The organism is Pedobacter sp. (assembly GCF_045628745.1).
GTDB lineage: Bacteria > Bacteroidota > Bacteroidia > Sphingobacteriales > Sphingobacteriaceae > Pedobacter.
This window is the reverse complement of the sequence record NZ_JAZQPU010000275.1, coordinates 1-21,000: the sequence shown is the minus strand read 5'-3', so window position 1 is coordinate 21,000 and position 21,000 is coordinate 1. Positions and strand designations below refer to the sequence as shown.

22 protein-coding genes are annotated in these 21,000 nt (G+C 40.1%); 11 read left to right on the top strand and 11 right to left on the bottom strand.

Annotation, left to right across the window (positions count from 1 at the left end; genetic code table 11):
- The 7 genes from ACR2F7_RS10425 to ACR2F7_RS10395 all read right to left on the bottom strand — a co-directional run.
- A partial coding sequence (locus tag ACR2F7_RS10425) for an RNA polymerase sigma factor (protein ID WP_432713510.1) occupies window positions 1-537 on the bottom strand: 537 nt, incomplete at its 3' end.
- A gap of 8 nt (window positions 538-545) precedes the next feature.
- Complete coding sequence (locus tag ACR2F7_RS10420) at window positions 546-1,502, bottom strand: transketolase family protein (RefSeq protein ID WP_432713509.1); 957 nt, start codon at window positions 1,500-1,502, stop codon at window positions 546-548.
- Window positions 1,503-1,513: 11 nt separating this feature from the next.
- On the bottom strand, window positions 1,514-2,359 hold the full coding sequence (locus ACR2F7_RS10415; protein ID WP_432713508.1) for a transketolase: 846 nt from the start codon (window positions 2,357-2,359) through the stop codon (window positions 1,514-1,516).
- Between the two features lie 56 nt (window positions 2,360-2,415).
- Entirely contained in the window at window positions 2,416-2,877 is a 462-nt protein-coding gene (gene bcp / locus ACR2F7_RS10410) for a thioredoxin-dependent thiol peroxidase (RefSeq protein ID WP_432713507.1), read from the bottom strand.
- An 11-nt stretch (window positions 2,878-2,888) separates the two neighbouring features.
- Window positions 2,889-4,613 carry a M23 family metallopeptidase gene (locus ACR2F7_RS10405; RefSeq protein ID WP_432713506.1) on the bottom strand — a complete coding sequence of 575 codons (1,725 nt, stop codon included), beginning with the start codon at window positions 4,611-4,613 and terminating at the stop codon, window positions 2,889-2,891.
- A 5-nt stretch (window positions 4,614-4,618) separates the two neighbouring features.
- Complete coding sequence (locus ACR2F7_RS10400) at window positions 4,619-5,230, bottom strand: fumarylacetoacetate hydrolase family protein (protein WP_432713505.1); 612 nt, start codon at window positions 5,228-5,230, stop codon at window positions 4,619-4,621.
- Window positions 5,231-5,274: 44 nt separating this feature from the next.
- Window positions 5,275-5,739: a T9SS type A sorting domain-containing protein gene (locus tag ACR2F7_RS10395; protein WP_432713504.1), complete on the bottom strand. Its 465-nt coding sequence runs from the start codon at window positions 5,737-5,739 to the stop codon at window positions 5,275-5,277.
- 165 nt (window positions 5,740-5,904) lie between these two features.
- On the opposite strand from ACR2F7_RS10395, the gene ACR2F7_RS10390 reads away from it, so the two are divergent.
- A complete protein-coding gene (locus ACR2F7_RS10390; protein ID WP_432713503.1) occupies window positions 5,905-7,857 on the top strand; it encodes a KUP/HAK/KT family potassium transporter in 1,953 nt (650 codons plus the stop codon).
- Window positions 7,858-8,025: 168 nt separating this feature from the next.
- Here the strand turns inward: ACR2F7_RS10390 and ACR2F7_RS10385 are convergent, their stop codons facing one another.
- The 4 genes from ACR2F7_RS10385 to yihA are packed head-to-tail and all read right to left on the bottom strand — an operon-like array spanning window position 8,026 to window position 13,238.
- Window positions 8,026-9,975, bottom strand: a complete 1,950-nt coding sequence (locus tag ACR2F7_RS10385; RefSeq protein WP_432713502.1) for an amino acid permease — start codon at window positions 9,973-9,975, stop codon at window positions 8,026-8,028.
- A gap of 18 nt (window positions 9,976-9,993) precedes the next feature.
- Entirely contained in the window at window positions 9,994-11,709 is a 1,716-nt protein-coding gene (locus ACR2F7_RS10380; protein ID WP_432713501.1) for a M3 family oligoendopeptidase, read from the bottom strand.
- 11 nt (window positions 11,710-11,720) lie between these two features.
- Window positions 11,721-12,581, bottom strand: a complete 861-nt coding sequence (locus tag ACR2F7_RS10375) for a UbiA-like polyprenyltransferase (RefSeq protein WP_432713500.1) — start codon at window positions 12,579-12,581, stop codon at window positions 11,721-11,723.
- A 21-nt stretch (window positions 12,582-12,602) separates the two neighbouring features.
- A complete protein-coding gene (gene yihA / locus ACR2F7_RS10370) occupies window positions 12,603-13,238 on the bottom strand; it encodes a ribosome biogenesis GTP-binding protein YihA/YsxC (protein WP_432713499.1) in 636 nt (211 codons plus the stop codon).
- Between the two features lie 53 nt (window positions 13,239-13,291).
- Between yihA and ubiE the strand changes: the two genes are divergently transcribed.
- The 10 genes from ubiE to ACR2F7_RS10320 form a co-directional block, all read left to right on the top strand.
- Window positions 13,292-14,023, top strand: a complete 732-nt coding sequence (ubiE, locus tag ACR2F7_RS10365; RefSeq protein ID WP_432713498.1) for a bifunctional demethylmenaquinone methyltransferase/2-methoxy-6-polyprenyl-1,4-benzoquinol methylase UbiE — start codon at window positions 13,292-13,294, stop codon at window positions 14,021-14,023.
- 55 nt (window positions 14,024-14,078) lie between these two features.
- Entirely contained in the window at window positions 14,079-14,828 is a 750-nt protein-coding gene (locus ACR2F7_RS10360; protein ID WP_432713497.1) for an outer membrane beta-barrel protein, read from the top strand.
- A 46-nt stretch (window positions 14,829-14,874) separates the two neighbouring features.
- Window positions 14,875-15,636 (top strand): SDR family oxidoreductase, encoded by a 762-nt coding sequence (locus tag ACR2F7_RS10355; RefSeq protein ID WP_432713496.1) that lies wholly within the window; start codon window positions 14,875-14,877, stop codon window positions 15,634-15,636.
- 3 nt (window positions 15,637-15,639) lie between these two features.
- Window positions 15,640-16,086, top strand: a complete 447-nt coding sequence (locus tag ACR2F7_RS10350; protein WP_432713495.1) for a GatB/YqeY domain-containing protein — start codon at window positions 15,640-15,642, stop codon at window positions 16,084-16,086.
- A 105-nt stretch (window positions 16,087-16,191) separates the two neighbouring features.
- Window positions 16,192-16,956 (top strand): alpha/beta fold hydrolase, encoded by a 765-nt coding sequence (locus ACR2F7_RS10345; RefSeq protein WP_432713511.1) that lies wholly within the window; start codon window positions 16,192-16,194, stop codon window positions 16,954-16,956.
- Complete coding sequence (locus ACR2F7_RS10340; protein WP_432713494.1) at window positions 16,956-17,618, top strand: CBS domain-containing protein; 663 nt, start codon at window positions 16,956-16,958, stop codon at window positions 17,616-17,618. Before ACR2F7_RS10345 ends, ACR2F7_RS10340 begins: the two co-directional genes overlap by 1 nt.
- Before the next feature lie 147 nt (window positions 17,619-17,765).
- On the top strand, window positions 17,766-18,647 hold the full coding sequence (locus ACR2F7_RS10335) for an NAD kinase (RefSeq protein WP_432713493.1): 882 nt from the start codon (window positions 17,766-17,768) through the stop codon (window positions 18,645-18,647).
- Window positions 18,648-18,680: 33 nt separating this feature from the next.
- On the top strand, window positions 18,681-19,433 hold the full coding sequence (locus ACR2F7_RS10330) for a DUF6089 family protein (protein WP_432713492.1): 753 nt from the start codon (window positions 18,681-18,683) through the stop codon (window positions 19,431-19,433).
- A 96-nt stretch (window positions 19,434-19,529) separates the two neighbouring features.
- Entirely contained in the window at window positions 19,530-20,270 is a 741-nt protein-coding gene (locus tag ACR2F7_RS10325) for an isoprenyl transferase (RefSeq protein WP_432713491.1), read from the top strand.
- Window positions 20,271-20,333: 63 nt separating this feature from the next.
- Window positions 20,334-21,000, top strand: a 667-nt coding sequence (locus ACR2F7_RS10320) for a POTRA domain-containing protein (protein WP_432713490.1), incomplete at its 3' end; no start/stop codon positions are given.

Genomic DNA, 21,000 nt, shown 5'->3' with positions numbered 1-21,000 from the left:
CATAAAAGTTTCAATTTTTTTAACGGCAATGTGGTATGATGCTTTTAAGGCACCTACCGTGGTACCGAGGATGGCCGAAATCTCTTCATATTTCAGGTCATCATAAAACTTCATGTTAAAAACCAGTCGTTGTTTTTCTGGCAAGCTCAAAATGGCCTGTTGCAATTTCAGCTCTACTTTGTCGCCATTGAAATAAGATGTTTCCACCAGGCTTTCTTTAAGCTCTGCAGAAACCTCGTCTAAAGGGGTATTGTTTTTTTGCTTTTTCTTGTTCAGGAAAGTGATCGATTCGTTGGTCGCTATTCTGTAAATCCAGGTATATAGCTGTGAATCATTTCTGAACTTTTCCAGGTTTTTCCATACTTTGATAAAAACATCCTGTACAAGGTCGTCACTATCATCATGGTCAATCACCAGGCGGCGGATGTGCCAGTAGATTTTTTGTTGGTATTTATTTAAAAGCAGGTTAAAGGCTTCATTCCGGGTGTTCTCCTGGGAGAACTTAGCGATAATCTCTGCATCTTCAACCTGCTTCATTGTTCTTTTTATTTTCTTTTAATCACTTTTTGTGCCGCTTCAACAATATTTATGGTGTCTAAACCATACTTCGTCATTAGCTGGTCTGGGGTACCACTTTCACCAAAGCTGTCGTTTACTGCAACAAACTCTTGTGGTGAAGGTAATTCCGTAGACAATAAACGCGCCACACTCTCGCCAAGTCCACCAAATTTATTGTGTTCTTCTGCGGTAACCACACAACCTGTTTTTCTGATAGATTTCAAAATTGCTTCTTCATCTAAAGGTTTTATGGTGTGAATATTGATAATTTCTGCTTCAATGCCCATTTCAGCAAGCTGCTCGCCAGCTTCAATAGCTTTCCATACCATGTGTCCTGTAGCAATAATCGTTACGTCAGTGCCTTCGTTGACCATCCATGCTTTACCAATCTCAAACTTCTGGTCAGGATCAGTAAATACAGGTAATACCGGGCGGCCGAAACGCAAGTAAACAGGCCCTTCATATTCTGCAATGGCAATTGTTGCCGCTTTAGTCTGGTTGTAATCGCAAGTATTGATTACCGTCATTCCAGGCAACATTTTCATTAAGCCTATATCTTCTAAAATCTGGTGTGTTGCACCATCTTCGCCTAAAGTAAGGCCAGCATGTGAAGCACAGATTTTAACATTTTTGTTAGAGTAAGCTACAGATTGACGAATCTGGTCGTAAACCCTTCCAGTAGAAAAGTTAGCGAAAGTTCCTGTAAAAGGCACTTTACCACCAATAGTTAAACCAGCAGCAATACCAATCATGTTAGCTTCGGCAATACCAATCTGGAAAAAGCGTTCAGGAAATTCTTTAATAAAAGCTTCCATTTTTAAAGAACCTACAAGATCTGCACAAAGTGCAACTACTTCAGGGTTGTTTTTTCCGGCTTCTAATAGTCCGGCGCCAAAACCTGAGCGGGTGTCTTTTTTTTCAGTGTATGTATATTTTTTTCTCACGTCAATTCTTTTTAGTAGTCTGTTAAAGTGCTGTTTAATTGCGCTAATGCTGCGGCCAGTTGATCATCGTTTGGAGCAACACCATGCCATTTGTGCGATCCCATCATGAAATCTACACCACTGCCCATTTGCGTAGCCATTAAGTTCAAAATTGGTTTGCCTTTTCCGGTTAAAGATTTAGCATAATGCAGCGCTTTAACAATGTTATCCATATCGTTACCATCAGAGGTAATAACATGCCAGCCAAAAGCTTCAAATTTAGCCTGCAAGCTTTCTAAGGACAATACTTTCTCTGTAGGGCCATCAATCTGCTGTCCGTTATAATCTACGGTGGAAATTAAGTTATCTACTTTATTGTGTGGGGCAAACATAATAGCTTCCCAGTTTTGGCCTTCCTGCAACTCGCCATCACCCATCAGGGTATAAACAAGAGAAGTATCTTTATTAATTTTTTTAGCAAGAGCAGCACCAATAGCAACTGATAAACCCTGACCTAAAGATCCAGAAGCAATCCTGACTCCCGGTAAGTGTTCATGTGTGGTAGGGTGGCCCTGTAAACGTGTATTTAATTTTCTGAAAGTTGCTAATTCGCTAGGGTCAAAATAACCAGACCTTGCCAATACGCTATACCATACAGGAGAAATGTGACCATTAGACAAGAAGAACAAGTCTTCGCCTATACCGTTCATGTTAAAATCTGTTGAGTGATTCATGGCCTCAAAATATAAAGCGGTCACGAAATCTGCACAGCCTAGTGATCCTCCTGGATGTCCGGATTGGCATCCATGAACCATTCTTACAATATCCCTTCTTACTTGAGAAGCAATATTTTCTAATTCATTGATTGTCTTTTTCATTAAATACGAAATGGGTTAATACAGCAAATGTAATTATTTGCTTGTTGATATCTGGTTTATTTTAAAAGCGCTAGAACCTGAGCTGTAGCATTTTTGGTATCTACTTTGTCAATGATATGGGTAATGGTTCCCTGCTCATCAATGAGGAAAGTTTTACGGGCAATGCCCATGTATTTCTTGCCATAATTGTTCTTTTCTACCCATACGCCATAAGCCTCCACAATTTTTTTGTCGGTATCGGCAATAAGGGTAAAGGGAAGTTCAAACTTGGTAACAAACTTTTGGTGAGATTTTTCATCGTCCACACTTACGCCTAACACCACAATGCCCTGTGCGGTTAAGCCCTGGTAATTGTCGCGGAAATCACATGCTTCAGCAGTACAACCCGGTGTATTGTCTTTGGGATAAAAATAAAGTACTACTTTTTTACCGGCAAACTGACTTAAAGAAACAGGATTACCCTGCTGGTCGTTGGCGGTAAAATCTGGCGCTTTTTGTCCTTCAACTGGTATGCTCATTGTTTAATTTTTTATCTGTAAAAATCAAGGTTCAATGTTTTTTTATTGTTCTTCATGTCATCAACCACCAACTTTAACGTATGCTTACCCGGCGCAGTACGCGAGGTAAAAGAATGCCATAATGTTGCGGTTTTGCTGTCGAACTCCATCAATACCCATTGGCCGTCAATATAGCCATTAAAACTTTTAAGTCCTGAAAGGTTGTCTCTTATTTTAAAACTCATTTTACTGATGCCCTTCATGTTTTTTCCTGCCGAAATATTAAGGGGGCTAATAGTAGGGGCCACAGTATCAATGGCAATAAAGAAACTCCCAAAATTTCTCACCCTTGCTTTGATGTAACCATTATCAAATTCTCCTCCCTGTGCAGCACGGTTGGTGTTCACAATCAATGCTTTACTGAGGTAAGGCACCAGGTCTGAAGTGATTTTTATAGACAGATCGAATCCTGTATGCAAGGGTGTATAAGCATTATGAATCTGGTGGATGGCAGAGTAAGCATTGGTAGCAGGTTTAGGCTTGGTGGCGTAAACAAAATTTACATCATCGTATAAACTGCCCAGCGGAATGCTCACTTTAACATCGTTATTGCTAAACTCGTTCACCTGGTTGTAGGGAAATAAGATGCCTGCAGGGCCTTCTGGTGTTTTAATAACCGCGGTACTGTCGGCCTGTACTTTAAATTGTAGTGTACTCACATTACCTTTGCTATCAGTAATGGTGTATTTCAGTTCATGCAGCGCCTGGTCGGTAAAGGAAATTCGACCCCTGTTTTTGAGGTGGTAATAGATTTGCAAAGGGTTACCGGGGTCAACAAAGCTTTTCTGTATAGTGCGCTTGTTGGTCATATAGGTAGGGTAGTCGATATGGGAGTTAACAGCCTTGCTGTTTTCAAAGCTGAATTTTTCCATTGCCGAGATGTAAACAGTTTCTCCATCAACATCCAGCTGGATGGAATAGACACCATTGCTGCCTGATGCGCCATTGTGCCTATCGGTTACAATAATCCCTAAGCCAAATTCGCCACCAATAGTGAGTGTATTCACCTGGTTGAGTTTGTAGTTCCCATCTGCTCCTTGCACATCATAATATTGCTTAGGCGTCAAATCGCTAAAAGGCTTTTCGTTTAAGCGATAAACATACATCGAATGAATTACCGGGGGAATATTGTCTGGGATGTCTAAGCCAAATAGCTGCGGGTTGATAGTGGCCTCAGTCTTCGTATCGCGAATTTCAAAATGCAGGTGCGGACCGCCGGAGCTGCCCCTGTTACCAGAATAACCAATTACATCTCCCTTTCTAACTAACAAAAGGGTAGGCGCTGGAAATTCATCAAGCTCAAAGGTTTTCTTTGCATACTGCAATTGTTCTATGCGTTGTGCTATTTTAGGATTGAAACGCTGCAGGTGCCCATACACGGTGGTATAACCATTGGGATGGTTGAGGTATACGGCCTGCCCAAAACCACTATTCTGTACCCTTACCCGGGCAACATAACCATCTGCAACGGCAAATACAGGATAGCCTTCACGTTGGTTGGTACGGTAGTCCATTCCAGAGTGAAAGTGATTGCCACGGATTTCGCCAAAAGAACCCGACAAAGCTGGCGGCACAATATCAAGCGGTGGCCTGAAATCTACTAATGGGTATTTATTAGTGCTGAAGAGGAATTGTGCCTTGGCAGAAAAAAAGGTAGATGTTAAGATTAGAAGGAGTACTGTATACGTTTTAACCATTAAAATTATTTTATATTGAAATTCAAAAGCTGCTCGCCATTTAACGTCGCTTCTAAATGGTCTCCGGCAAGAACCTGGCCAACTCCTTCAGGGGTACCTGTAAAAATAAGGTCTCCCTTTTTAAGGGTAATGTATTGTGATACAAAAGAAATGATGTACTCAAAAGAGAAGAGCAGATTTTTGGTGTTGCCCTGCTGGCGACTTTCTTTATTGATTTGCAGCTCAAAATTGATGTCGTAAAGGTTGCCTGCATTGGCTTTAGGGATGAAATTGCTGATGGCAGCAGAGTTATCAAACGCTTTAGCCAGCTCCCAGGGTAGGCCTTTTTCTTTATGTCGGCTTTGGATGTCCCTGGCCGTGAAATCTATACCCAGGCCAATTTCTTCATAATAGTTAGCGGCAAACTTTTCCTGTATATGCTTTCCTTCTTTACAGATTTTAAGCACTACTTCAAGTTCATAATGGATGTCGTTAGAGAAATCTGGGATGTAGAAGGGCCTGTTGTCCTTTAATAAGGCCGTATCAGGTTTCATAAAAATAACCGGGGTGGTGGGTACTGGATTGTTTAATTCCTGGGCATGCGCAGCATAATTGCGACCAATGGCAATAATCTTCATCAATAAATGTTTTTTCGTAAAAATAGGAAAGAAAAAATAGAAATCTATAAAACGGAGATGCGTTTTACACTGGTTTCAGCACCGGCAACAATTCTAAGAAAGTAAATACCGCTGTTTAAACGCGTAGGGAAGGTATAGCTTTTGGTGATTTCGCCCGATGGAAAACGCTCGTTTGCCAAAGTAATCACTTCATTGCCCAATAAATCCATAATCTTAATAGATAACAATGATTCGCGTTCTAAACGAAGCATAATATTGATCTGGTCTTCAACAGGATTAGGGTAAACTTTTAATACGGTAAGAATCTTATCGTATTTAATGGAAGTTGCAGTACTTGCGCTGGTTAAAAAAGTGTTATAAGGGATAAAGCCGAAATAAGGACGGTAAGATTTAATATTAGTACGAATCTGTGGGGTGTTGTTGACCTTTGTGGTCTTCTTTTGAGTCATGGAATAGTTAATACTATCCATCCGTTGTGCGAAAACTTGGTCACTTCCAAAAACACTCATGCAGATGATGCATAAAGTAAGAAGAAGAAGCGTTATATGTGATCGTCTATTCATTTGGCTTAAACAAAAGTAGAGATTAAAAAACAAAGAATTGTAAGAATTTGTTTAAAAGACAATATTTAACAATATTTAACAAAAATACACACCGTTTTATCCATTCAAAAAGTGTCAGACCCTAAAAGGATTCACAAATTATCTGCCGCAGGCTTACTCATTAGTTTAGGAATTGTATATGGAGACATAGGTACCTCGCCTCTGTATACACTTCGTGCTATTTTCAATACCATTAGTGATGCCGGCCAGGCCATTACCCCCCTGGTAGTTTTAGGCTCCTTATCATGTATCATCTGGACCCTCACCCTGCAAACCACCATTAAATATGTGGTTATTACCTTAAGAGCAGACAATAAAGGGGAAGGAGGCATTTTATCTTTGTATTCCCTGGTCCGTAAAAAAGCCAGATGGCTCGTTATACCGGCCATTATTGGTGGCTGCGCCTTGCTGGCCGATGGCATTATTACCCCCAGCATTACAGTAACCACTGCCATCGAAGGATTGCAGGTAAAGTTTCCATGGTTCCAGGTCATTCCTGTGGTCATCGGTATCATCGTATGCCTTTTTGTGATACAACAATTTGGAACCAGTTTAGTTGGCAAATTATTCGGTCCGATTATGTTTTTTTGGTTCGCTACTTTAGGTGCCCTCGGCCTGTTTTATATTGTGCAGGATGTAACCATTATTAAAGCACTAAACCCTTATTATGCTTATCATTTATTAACCACCAACCCAGAGGCTCTGCTTATTTTAGGAGGTGTATTTTTGTGTACCACAGGTGCAGAGGCTTTATATTCTGACCTTGGCCATTGTGGAAGGGCCAACATCAGGATCAGCTGGATCTTTGTAAAGCTTACCTTAATTTTAAATTACCTTGGGCAGGGTGTATGGTTGCTGCAGCATCCAAAATATGACGATGCTTTAAATCCTTTTTATCAGATTGTGCCGTCGGCCTATTTGCTGCCCATGGTTGCCCTGGCCACCATTGCAGCTATTATTGCCAGTCAGGCCATGATTACCGGCTCTTTTACCTTAATCTCTGAAGCGGTACGCCTCAACTTATGGCCTAAAGTGCGCATTAATTACCCTAGTAACCAAAAAGGACAGATTTATGTGCCTTCTATCAACTGGCTGCTTTGTGCCGGTTGTATTGGTGTAGTGCTCATTTTCCAAAAATCTATCAACATGGAGGGTGCTTATGGCCTCGCTATAAACCTTACCTTTTTGTCCACTACCATTTTAGTTGCTTTTTACATGTGGCGTAAAAAAGTGCCACGTTACATCATTGCCATCTTCATTATCATTTACGGTCTGCTGGAGCTTGCCTTCCTTGCCGGTAACATGACTAAGTTTTTCCACGGTGGTTTTGTAACTTTATTAATAGGGGCAGCCTTGTTCTCCGTGATGTGGAGCTGGTATGTTTCCCGGAAAATTAAAAACCGCTATATTAAATATGTGGAGATCGAAGATTATTTCCAGATTATTGAAGAGCTCAGCAGTGATCAATCTGTGCCCAAATACGCCTCTCAACTGGTGTACCTCACCAGTGCGAACTTTAAAACGGAGATAGAATCTAAAATTATCTATTCCATCTTGCAAAAACAACCTAAACGTGCTGATATTTATTGGCTGGTGCATGTGGATGTGGTGGATGAGCCTTTTGCGAGCGACTATAAAGTTGAATTCCTGATCCCGGGGAAATTGATCCGGATTGATTTCCGTTTAGGTTTCCGTGAAGAACAAAGGGTAAACCTCTTGTACCGTAAAGTGGTGGAAGACCTGGTTAAAAATGGCGAGGTAGATATTACCAGTCAGTATACTTCCCTCAAAAAGCATAAAATTGTAGGCGATTTCAGGTTTGTGTTGCTGGAGAAACAGTTGTCGAAATTCACTTCCCTTAGTTTTTATGAAAGTTCTATCTTGCAATATTATTTTATCCTTAAAAAGTTAAGCTTATCTGAAGAACGTGGCTTTGGCTTGGAGTCTAGTTATGTAGATGTAGAGAAGGTTCCTTTGATTTTCGTAGCCTCAGATGAGATTGAGTTGAACAGGATTCCGAATTAGAAATTGCCTTTAAAGCTGATAAGACTTGAACTAATGCAGGCTAGGTTTTTACTTTTATGGAGCGGGTTTAAACCAAAAAAAGCTCAAACATTTGATGAGAATGTTTGAGCTTTTTAATTTAAATCGATTAATGGGGCTGTTTTTAAGTCTTAAAAATTAGCGCCTGTGCTATTGAACTTCCTGGTTCAGCTTGCTGTGTTTATAACCGTAAAGGAAATAAACCACCAGGCCAATAACCAGCCAGATGCCGAAGCCAATCCAGTTAGAAATGCCCAGTTCGCACATCATATATAAACAGCTGATTAAACCCAAGACAGGAATTAAACTTAAGTTTTTAACCACACAATAGTACCCGATTATTCCGCAAAGGATCAGAAAGATCCACATTGGAATTTTGTGCATAAACAAACTCCAGCCGGTATTGTATTTTTTAACGGCATCGACAGAAGAGGCATCAACAAACTTTTGGTAAGCGGCTTCATCTAAACTTCCTAAGTAAGCTTCTGCATCAGGGTTTCTTTCAATGATGTTTATCCTGCTCTGCATTTCTACAATTTGATTTTGCACCGATTTTAACTCTGCGCCATCTAAAGAGGTCACAAAGCTGATTGGGTCATATACTTTTGCTTTGTTGAATAAGAAATTGCTGCTTTCCGTTTTGTATTTGGTAAATGCTATAACCAGCATCACCACAAATAATACTGGAATAATGTATTTTGAATTGGCATAAGGGATCCTGAACTTTCCTCTTTGCACATCAGGTCTGTCTTGTAAAACCAATACACCGGCACAAACCAGCACAAAGGCAAATAAGGTACCTATAGAACATAAATCTGTTACGATAGTAAGGTTCATGAATAAGGAAGGGATGGCCACAACAAAACCCACCACAATAGTTGCAAAGGATGGCGTTTGGTATTTAGGATGGATTTTTGAAAATGCTTTAGGCAATAATCCGTCCCTGCTCATGCTCATCCAGATTCTTGGTTGGCCCATTTGGAAAACCAGCAATACACTGGCCATGGCAAAAACAGCACTTACAGCTATAATACCACTCATTATTTTAAGGTCTACCTGATCAAAAACAAAGGCTAATGGATCGCCAACGGCCAAAAGGCTGTAGTTAACCATACCTGTTAACACAAGGGCGATGGCAACATATAATACGGTACAGATGATAATAGCCCACATCATACCGCGCGGTAAATCTTTTTGTGGGTTTTTACACTCTTCGGCCGTTGTAGAAATTGCATCAAAACCGATATAGGCAAAGAAAACGGCAGATACACCTTTCAAAACACCACTTACACCATTAGGGGCAAAAGGGTGCCAGTTGGCGGTATCTACATAAAATATACCTACGGATAGCACCAGTAAAATTACGGCAAGTTTAACCACCACCATGGCATTACTTGCATTTTTAGATTCTTTCATACCCCTGTAAACTAACCAGGTAATGAAAATGATGATGAATAAAGCCGGAAGGTCTGCCACTAAATGGAAACTGCCTATTCTTGGTGCCGTAAGCCATGCGTTGTTAGCCAAACGGGTAGCCTCATCTAAATTGGCAAAGCTTTTTCCTGCGTTTAACAAGGATTGGGCATGTTGATGACCGTTATAAGCACTGAGGTAATCCATTGTCATCCAATCTGGAACATGAATGCCATTGATGTTTAAGGCGGGTATGCGGATGGAAGAGAGGAGACCTGTAAAATAATCAGACCAGGAAATGGCTACAGTGATGTTCCCGATGGCATATTCCATAATGAGCGACCAGCCGATGATCCAGGCTACTAACTCGCCAAAGGCCACATAAGAGTAGGTGTAAGCACTGCCTGAAACAGGAACCATAGACGCAAATTCAGCATAGGCAAAAGCGGCGAAGCTACAGGCAAGGGCCGTAAAAATAAATAGAAAGATTACTGCCGGCCCTCCATCAGCACTGGCTTTACCAATGGTACTGAAAATACCAGCACCAATAATGGCCGCAATACCAAAGGCGGTGAGGTCTTTTACACCAAGTGTTTTGTGAAGATTTGGTCCGTGGTCTCCATATCCTTTTTCTGCATCCGCGAGAATCTTAGATATGGACTTTTTTCTGAGTAGCTTTTCGAGCATATAGTTTGGTTAATCGGTTTAAGCTAATTTATCAAGTTCATCTTTTACAAAAGAGGCCAGCTCTTTTACATAATCCACACTAAAGTCGAATTTTATACCCGCTGTTTCGTAAATAACGTTCATCGGTTTGGTATAGCCTAAAGCCAATGCATCAAGGTATTGCTGTAAGGCTTTGTTCGGGTTTTCCTTGAAGTTTTTCCATATGGCAATAGCACCTAACTGGGCAATGGCATATTCAATATAGTAAAATGGAACTTCAAAAAGGTGCAATTGCTTTTGCCAGATATTGCCAAAAATGGCTTCCTGACCTTCCCAATCTGAGAAACCAGCACCAAAAGTGGTATATATTTGTTTGAAAGCTTCTTCACGGTCGGCAGCATTATGTCCTACATTGGTATAAATCCAATGTTGGAACTTATCAATAACCGCTACCCAGGGTAGGGTTTTCAACACGTCAAGTAGTTGCTCTTTCTTGGCGCGGATTAAATCTTCTTCATTGTCGAAATAAACAGACCAGTGGTCCATAGAGATCAGCTCCATGCTCATGGAAGCCAATTCGGCTACTTCTGAAGGACAATGCTTAAAATCGTTTAACTCTAAATTGGCCGTTAAAAAGGTGTGCACTGCATGTCCGCCTTCGTGAACCATCGTGGTTAAATCTCTCAATGAGTTAGCCGAATTCATGAAAATAAAAGGGGCGCCGGTTTCTGCCAATGGGTAATTATAACCACCCGGGGCTTTACCTTTGCGACTCTCTACATCAAACAGGTTATTCGCTTTCATGGTGGAAAGCATTTGTCCCAGTTTAGGATCGATGGCATTGAAACAATCAATACTTTTGTCAACCAGTTCTTGTCCGTCTTTGAAGGGTTTCAACGCTGGTTTTCCCGAAGTACTCACTTCCTGATCCCATGGTTTTAAAGTTTCCAGTCCTAATAATTGGGCACGCTGATCTGCTTGTTCTTTAAGGATAGGCACAATCTCCTGCTCTATAGCCTGGTGAAAATCATAACAATCCTGCGGGCTGTAGTCAAACCTGCCTAATGCCTGGAACATATAATCGCGGTAATTTTCAAAACCTGCATTTAGCGCTACCTGGTTACGGAGCACAATTAATTCATCAAACAAAATGTTTAACTCATCTTTATTCACCATGCGGCGATTTTGGATGGTTTCCCATGCTTCCTGACGAACCGATCGATTGGTGTCTTTTAAAAAGTTGGCCGCCTGCTCCAAGGTATATTCCTGATCGTTGAGCATTACACTCATGGCACCAGTAATAGACTGGTAACGCTGCTGGGTAACCTGAAGTTTGGTAAACAGCTCTATATTTTCTTCTCTATAAATTTCTAATGCTTTTCTTACGCCGCGCAGGTAAACGAAGTATTTATCTTCATCAAGCTCGTCAATAAAAGCACTCGCTACCAGTTTTTGATTCAACAGGTTAGAGAAGGGCGCAATTTTAGGTTCTATTTCTGTAGCAAAGTATTGGAAATCTTTCACCAATGCTTCATTTGCCGTATCGCAGGTCATTTTGATATAGCGCCAGGCGAAGTCTTCTTCTAAGGCTGCCTCCAGTTCGCTTTTATCTTTAAGCCAATTTTCAAGGGCTATAACATCATCAATTTGCCTAGCCAATAATTCATTGAACAGCGGTTCTAAATTAGCCCACTTCATTTCTAAATGTTGGGGAATATAGTTCCTGGTCTTTTTCGGTATGGTTAAATCGATCATAGTTGTTAAATTTAGAAATTAGTTCTGATATAGGCATCTACTAAAAAGCAAATAGCGAAAATTACCGATGCATAACCATTGGTAGTCGCAAAAGCTTTGTTGACCTTGCTGATGTCATTAGGTTTAACCAACAGGTGCTGGTAAATCAAGGCGCAACAAAAGAAAGCAACACCTATATAATAAGGCCAGCTGAAAGGCACAAAATAAAGAGGCAGCATTACACATAGGGCAGAACAAACATGGAGTAATACCGACAGGCGGAGTGCATTTTTAGAACCCAGCGCTGCGGGGATGGAATGTAATTTTTCGTCTTTATCAAAACCTTCATCCTGCAGAGCGTAGATAATGTCAAAGCCACTGGCCCAGAATAACACGGCAAAAGAGAACAATAAAGGCACAATATTAAATTGACCGGTAACGGCAATATAGGCGCCAATAGGGGCTAAGGCAAGACCCAAGCCTAATACCATGTGGCACAAGGCTGTAAAGCGTTTGGTATAACTGTAAAATAACACCACAAATAAAGCAATGGGTGATAAGTACAGGCATAGGTTATTGATAAATGCCGTTGTAATGACAAAGAGGATGCAGTTGAGCACCACGAAGATCAGGGCCTCGTTTGCAGAAATTTTACCTGCAGGGATATCCCTCATGTTAGTCCTTGGGTTTTTGCTGTCAATATTTCTGTCGAGGTAGCGGTTAAAAGCCATTGCCGAATTACGGGCAAAGACCATACACAACACCACCAGTACCAATAAATGCCATTGAAAAGGAGCATCGGTTGTAATGATGCCCAGAAAGAAGCCTATTAAAGCAAAAGGCAGGGCAAACACGGAATGTGCAAAAAGCACAAGCGAAAAATATTTCTTCATTTTTTATACGCTATACTCGAACTAATATTCCGGTGTTTCTTTTGGTGCCAATATAGGCATCACGAAATCACGGTTAATATCATCAATAAACTTCAATACTTCATCTCTTCCCTGGCCTTTTTCTGCAGAACTTACTACGTATGGAGGGATCTCTTCGAACCAACCTGAAAGTGCTTTTTTAAATTGCGCCACATTCTGATCTGTCTTAGGGGCAGATTGTTTATCGGCTTTAGTAAAGATCAATGCGAAGGGCACCTGACATTCTCCTAACCAGCAGCAGAATTCAATATCAATCTTCTGTGGCTCCAGTCGGCTGTCTATCAACACGAATACACACTGTAGACTTTCTCTTTTAGTGATGTAGTTACGGATAAATTTCTCCCACTTCTCCCGGCTGTTTTTAGACACCTTGGCATAACCATAGCCCGGTAAATCTACAATATACCACTTCTCATTGATTAAAAAATGGTTGATTAACTGGGTTTTACCCGGTCTTTGCGATGTCTTTGCCAGTCCATGCTGGTTAACCAGCATGTTGATTAAAGAGGATTTTCCAACGTTTGAACGTCCTATGAAGGCATATTCCGGCATATTGGCCACCGGTAAGGGAGCAAGTTTTGTATTGCTACAAATGAAAGTTGCTGATTTTATAATCATTTTACAAAGGTAGAAAATTAGTTTTCAACAATACTTATCTTTGCAGCACAACCATGAATGAAAAAATAACACCATACCAATCAAAATCAGCTACCAAGAAAGAACAGGTGGCAGATATGTTTAACAATATATCGAAAACATACGACTTTTTAAACCATTTTTTATCCCTGGGGATAGATATTATATGGCGTAAAAAGGCGATAGGGGAGCTTAAAGCCCTAAAACCTAGGGTAATGCTTGACGTTGCCACCGGTACTGGTGATTTTGCCTTTGAGGCCATCAAAATACTGAAACCTGAAAAGATAATTGGCGTAGATATTTCTGAAGGCATGCTGAATATGGCGCGCAAAAAGATTGAAGAACGCAATTTAGGGGGTGTATTTACCGTTCAAAAGGGCGACTCGGAGAAATTACAGTTTTCAGATAACCAGTTTGATGCCATTACTGTGGCTTTTGGCGTGCGTAATTACGAGAACCTGCAGAAAGGATTGTCTGATATGTTTCGTGTGCTTAAACCGGGTGGTAAAATTGTTATCCTTGAGTTTTCTAAACCAAAGCAGTTTCCAGTAAAACAGGGCTACAATTTTTATTTTCAACATATCCTTCCTGTTTTTGGGAAAATGTTTTCTAAAGATTCCCGTGCTTATACCTATCTTCCAGAATCGGTAGCTGCCTTTCCTGATGGACCTGCATTTACCAGCCTGATGAAGACCGTAGGTTTTAAAACGACCAAGCATGTCTCGCTGACTTTTGGTATCTGTTCCATTTATACAGGTGTGAAATAACCTGTAATTAGGGCGCTATTATTGTTAGTTGCCTAATTGAATAAACCCTATTGGTATGAAGAGATACGTATACTTATTGTTTTCTTGTTTAATCTACTGCACTGCTGCTCAAGCACAATATTGGAAAGGAAACGATAATCCCGAGGCTATACAATTTACGTATACTATACAGTACGTTACTTCACAATATAAAGTGACGCCCACAGCGGATTGGGCCACACAATTAATGGAAAATAATGTGCCTCTTTCACCAAATTTATCTCATATGCGGTCGCCAGAAGCTTATGGTTTTGCCATAGGCCTGGGTGTAAGTAAAGGTTTAGGATCCAATGCAGAACTTAGGTTCGTGCCAACGCTGACCATTGCAGACCGGATACTCACTTATAGTTACCACCATGTGCTTGATGTCAATTCTACTGGAGATCCTGTTTACAGCAAGGACCGTAAAGTACAGGCTTCACTGGTGGAACTTCCCTTAAGTATAAAACTTAAATCAGATCAACGCGGCTATTTTGGTGCTTACGTAACCGGCGGACTGAAGTACAGTGCTGATATTTCGTCGTCAAAGCGTAGCGATGACAGCGAGATGATTGCTTTTGAGAAAATGCTGAAAAATAAAAGAAGCTATGTCTCTTATGAAGCCGGTCTGGGTCTTGATCTTTACTTCAGGTATTTTAAGTTGTCGCCTGAAATTAAATATTCGGCAAGTTTCAATAGCATCCTCCAACAGGAAAATAGCGTTTTTTCTAAACCCATCGATAAGCTGATGTTGCGAAATGTTACATTTAGTTTATATATACAGTAACGTTCAACTTTAAAAAGTCCTATTTTTGTGGCATAATATAGATGCTATGACCGCTAAAATTGCGTTAATCACGGGGGCAACCTCCGGAATTGGAGAAGCCTGCGCCACTTTATTTGCTCAACAAGGCTACCAGTTGGTGTTAATAGGCAGACGTACCGACAGGTTACAGAAGCTTTCTGCACAGCTGGCAGCACAATATCTGGTACCGGTGATGCCTTTGGTAGTAGATGTGAGAGATAAAACACAACTTCAGGCACTTTTGGAAGAGCTTCCCCAGGAATGGAAAAAAGTAGACGTGCTGATTAACAATGCAGGTTTAAGCCAGGGCCTGGATCCTATAGATAAAGGAAACACCGACGATTGGGATACCATGATTGATACCAATGTTAAAGGTCTTCTGTATGTATCGAAAATCGTTTCTAACTGGATGATCCCGCATCACAGTGGTCACATCATTAACATAGGTTCTATTGCAGGTCAGGAAGTATATCCTAATGGAAATGTATATTGCGCCACCAAACATGCGGTTGATGCCTTAAACAAGGGGATGCGCTTAGATCTTTTGCCTTATGGCATTAAAGTTACGGCCATTAACCCCGGAGCTGTAGAAACAGAATTTTCCATCGTTCGTTTCAAGGGCGATGAAGAACGTGCTAAAAAAGTATACCAGGGGTTTGAACCTTTAATGGCTCAGGATATTGCTGATGCCATTTGGTTTGCCGTTAGTAGACCGGCGCATGTAAACATCAATGACATGCTGATTATGCCAACTGCACAGGCATCAGCCACTATAATCAATAAAAATTAAGATATGATATCAGCTACAATAGATCAGGAAATTAAAAAAGCAATGCTTGCTAAAGATGCGGCAAAATTAAGAGGCTTAAGAGCGATTAAAGCAGCTTTACTATTAGCAAGAACTGAAAAAGGTTCTTCAGAAGAAGTAACAGAAGATGCTGAATTAAAAATTCTTCAGAAGTTAATTAAACAACGCAAAGAATCATCTGATATCTATAAACAACAGGGGCGTGAAGATTTAGCACTAGTAGAAGATGAAGAAATTGAAGTGATCGGAAATTTCTTGCCGAAACAATTAGATAAAGCAGAAGTTGAGGCTATCATTCTATCTATCATCAAGGAAAGCGGTGCCAGCTCTATGAAAGATATGGGCAAAGTGGTTGGCCTTGCCAATAAAGAATTAGCAGGTAAAGCAGATGGAAAATTAATTGCTGAAATAGTTAAGGCACAATTGGCATAAATTGTGTTAAACATTAACATCTTGTAGTTTTTTTAAAAAAAACGAGTCACCGATGCCTTTAATTAACATATGTCTACTAACTTAGTAGCACATCCAAAAAGAAATATGAAATACGAAGTAATAGAAGATAATGGTTTTAAGTATATAGAAGCTGGGGCGGGGGAAACACTGGTATTACTTCATGGTCTAATGGGTGAATTGAGTAATTGGGAACACACGATAGATTTTTTTAAAGACCGTTATAGAGTAATTGTTCCTATTTTGCCGATATATGAATTACCTTTATTAACTTTAGGGGTAAAGAGTTTGTCTAAATATGTTTATCGTTTCCTGAAGTTCAAAAAGTTGAATCAGGTTGTATTAATTGGTAATTCTCTTGGTGGTCATGTAGGTTTAATATTTACTATTTCGCACCAGGAAAAGGTAAAAGCTTTAGTTTTAACAGGTAGTTCTGGCTTATATGAAAATGCTTTTGGAGGGTCATTTCCTAAAAGAGAAAGTTACGATTATATTAAAGAAAAAACAGCTTATACTTTTTACGATCCTGCAACAGCAACCAAAGAATTAGTTGATGAAGTTTTCAGAACGGTTAATGAACGTTCAAGGGTCATCAGGATACTAGCTTTGGCAAAATCGGCCATCAGACATAACATGTCTAAAGATTTGTCGAAAATCACTATTCCGGTTTCTTTAATTTGGGGAATGCAGGATAAGGTGACGCCGCCTGATGTGGCAGATGAGTTTCATGACTTATTACCCAATTCAGAACTTAACTGGGTAGATAAATGCGGGCATGCCCCTATGATGGAGCAACCTGAGATATTTAATGAATATTTGAATAAATTTTTAAATAGAATATTGCTGAAATAATGTATGCTTCTGCACTGATATCGTCCTCGATTCCTCCATTAAGGAGTACTGACACAGTGCAGAAAGCTTTAGAACGCCTCTCTGATTTTAAACTCTTCCATTTACCGGTTATAAAAGATAACCTCTTTATTGGTTTAGTGGCCGAGGAGGACCTGATTGAGATCAGAAATCCACAGCTGAGTTTAGGCGACGCATCAGTGAAATTGTTAAATTCCTTTGTATATCCAGACGCCCATGTGTATGATGTGATCAGGTTGTTTAACCAGCTCAATTTGTCTGTCGTAGCTGTAATGGATTACAACAAGAACTTTTTGGGCATGATCTCCATCCACAGCCTTATTGCCTATACTTCAGAGATATTTGCCGTGAAAGAAGCCGGTGGCATCATAGTGCTGGAAATTAGCAACAGGAACAATTCATTAGCCCACATGGCACAGATTGTCGAAGCAGACAATGCGCAGATTCTTTCCTCTTATGTGCAATCCTTCCCGGATTCAACGAAACTTGAGGTTACTTTAAAAATAAATAAAACAGAGCTTTCTGGCATCATCTCTTCTTTTGAACGTTATGATTACCAGGTGAAGGCTGTTTTTAACAATAAGGCAACCGATCAGGGTACTGAAGACAGGTTTAACTCTTTCATGAATTTCCTTAATGTTTAAGGACAGTTTTTTATGGAAATTAAAACTGCTTTTTGAACTCTTCATTACCTTTAAAAACAAAAACACAGAATGAAAACATCAAAAAGCTTATTTACAATTAAAACTGCTTTTTGAACTCTTCATTACCTTTAAAAACAAAAACACAGAATGAAAATTGCAATTTATGGAAGGGAGTTTAACAATACTGTTTTACCTTATGTCCAGGAAGTCTTCCATATCCTTGAAGAGCATCAGATAGAAACCCTTGTATTTGAAAACTTCTACCAGTTTATTGCTGATAAAATAGCTTTACCTTCTACCGTTAAAAGGTTTAAAAATAATGTAGAACTGTTAGGGCAGGCCAACGTATTGATTAGCCTTGGCGGCGATGGCACGCTGTTAGATACCCTGGCCTTTGTTCGTGAATCTGGCATTCCAGTAATAGGGATCAATTTTGGACGTCTGGGATTTTTGGCCAGCGTTAACAAAGATGAAATTCGCGTTGCCATTAATGCCTTGTTGAACAGTCAGTTTTCTTTAGACAAACGTAGCCTGCTGCGTGTAGAATCTGAAAACAACTTGTTTGATGGAGAGAATTTTGCCTTAAATGACATCACCATTCACCGCCGTGACGATTCTGCCATGATGCTCATCAATGCTTACATGAATGGCGAATTTATCAATTCTTACTGGGCAGATGGGCTTATTATTGCTACGCCGACAGGCTCCACAGCCTATTCCCTCAGCTGCGGGGGGCCTATTATTTACCCAAGCTCACGAAGCTTTGTCATTACCCCGGTAGCACCACATAATTTAAATGTAAGACCACTTGTTATTCCTGACGATATCTCATTAACTTTTGAAGTGGAAGCGCGAAGTGCTAAATTCCTTGTATCTTGTGACTCAAGAACAGAGACAGTTGACCGAAGTGTTAAAATTACCCTTAAAAAGGCACATTTTGATTTAAATCTCATTCGTTTAAACGAAGAAAGTTATTTAACAACACTGAGAAATAAACTGCTTTGGGGCATAGATACCCGAAATTACTAGCATCATCGCATTACCTTTAAAATTAACTCATTAATGAAACATAGAGGCGGACTATTATTTCTATTGGCAGCGCTGCTTTGCAGCAATCTCAGCGTAAAAGCGCAGAATTGGGAAATTGGTGTAGGTGCTGGTGCAGCAGGATACATTGGCGATTTAAATCAGAATCAACCCCTTAAACTTTCAGGTCCTTCGGCTGGTGGCTTTGCAAAGCTTAACCTAGATCCTTATTGGAGTGTTGGCGTTCATTACAACTATGGCCGGATCATGGGCGAGCATAACCAATTGAAGTTTTATACCCCGATGCATGAAGCCAGTGTGCTGGTAGATTTTAACTTTCTTGATTTCTTTGCCGGTGGTGGCCAGCGCAAGTTTACACCCTACCTTTATACCGGTGTTGGAGGCCTTATTTTCAATCCGAAGGTGAAAGTAAACGATGAAGTGAAGTTTTTAAGGCTCTACCGTACCGAAAACCAATACTATCCTTATAAAAACTACGCCTTGACCATTCCTTATGGCGGTGGTGTAAAATTTAAGGTGCAGTCGAACCTCACATTTTTTGCCCAGATGGGTTATAGAACCGCCTTTACAGATTACCTTGATGATGTGAGCAGCAATTACAGACGCATTACCGACGGTAATGAAGAACGCATCTTTTTGTCGAACCCTTCACAAGATCCTGCAAGGATTGGGACCCAAAGAGGCGATTCCAGACCCCGGGATACCTATATGTTTACCCAGGTAGGGGTGTCTTACACCTTTTTATGCAGAAATTGCGCTATCTTTTAGCATCATTTACAGATATATAAGTTATTAATCATAGAAAATTTTACCTTTGTGTCCCGAAAATGTTTATACTTTTTTGGATCATTTTCATATAGTTAGATGGGATTTAAAGAACAAATTGACCTTACGCGTTTACCTGAGCATATTGCAATAATAATGGATGGTAATGGCCGATGGGCGAAAAATCAGGGGAAATTCAGGGTTTTTGGTCATGAGAATGGTGTGCTTTCTGTAAAAGATATTGTGGAGGGATGTGCTGATATTGGCATAAAATACCTTACCATTTATACCTTTTCTACAGAAAACTGGAACCGTCCGATTGAAGAAGTGAATGCGCTGATGGAGATTTTTATTTCTACCATCAACCAGGAAACACCAAGGCTTACCAAAAATAATATCAAATTAAATGCGATAGGTGATTTAAAATCGCTGCCGCAAAAATGTATTGATGACCTGAAAAGTGCGATGGATAAAACAGCCAATAATACCCGTTGTACGTTGACACTCGCCTTGAGTTACAGCGCCAAATGGGAAATTACAGAGGCTGCGAGGAAACTTGCCCAACAGGTTATTGATCAGAAAATTGATGTCAACGACATTAAAGAATCAGATTTCTCTGCACAGCTTACCACACATGGTATGCCCGACCCTGAACTCATGATCAGGACCAGCGGTGAACACCGCATCAGTAATTTTTTACTGTGGCAAATGGCTTATACCGAATTGTATTTTACCGAAACTTTATGGCCAGACTTCAGGCAGGAAGACTTGTTTGAAGCGATTGTAGACTACCAAAAACGCGAAAGACGCTTTGGTAAAATTAGTGAACAACTGAACTAATTTTACTTTTAACACTTTTTAACATGTGTTTAATATAACTTAGCGACGATTTTTAGAACGTAAATGAAAAGAATATACCAACTTATATTATTGTTATTGTTCGGGTTACCAACAATGGCACAGATTACACGTCCACCATCGAACCCTGCAACGCCAACGTTGAAGGTCGATGGTTTGAACATGGATTATTTTAGCCCTAAAGAATACATCATTGGCGGTACCACCTTAACAGGGGCACAGCATTTGGATAAAGAAGTAATCATTACTTTGTCTAAATTGATTAAAGGGGAAACCATTACCCTCCCTGGTGAAGCTACAGGTAATGCCATAAAAAACCTTTGGGCACAGGGTCTGTTCGACGATGTAAAATTAGATGTTACCAAATTAGATGGCGACACTGTTTACTTCGAGATTGAAGTAACCGAACGTCCTCGTTTAAGTTCATTTCAATTGTTGGGCTTGAGTAAATCTCAAAAAACTGACATCACTGAAAAGCTGAACGCCAGAACAGGTAAAACTGTGGTCAACGACAATCTTTACAACACCACGACCAATACCATCACCAAGTACTTGTCTGAGAAAGGCTACTTTTTTACTAAAGTAGATTTCAAAAGCCTGCCTGATGAAAACCAGGAAAATAGCGTGATCTTACAGGTAAATGTAGATAAAGGGAATAAGGTAAAAGTTCATGAAATCAATTTTACTGGCAATGAAGTGTTTTCGGATGCTA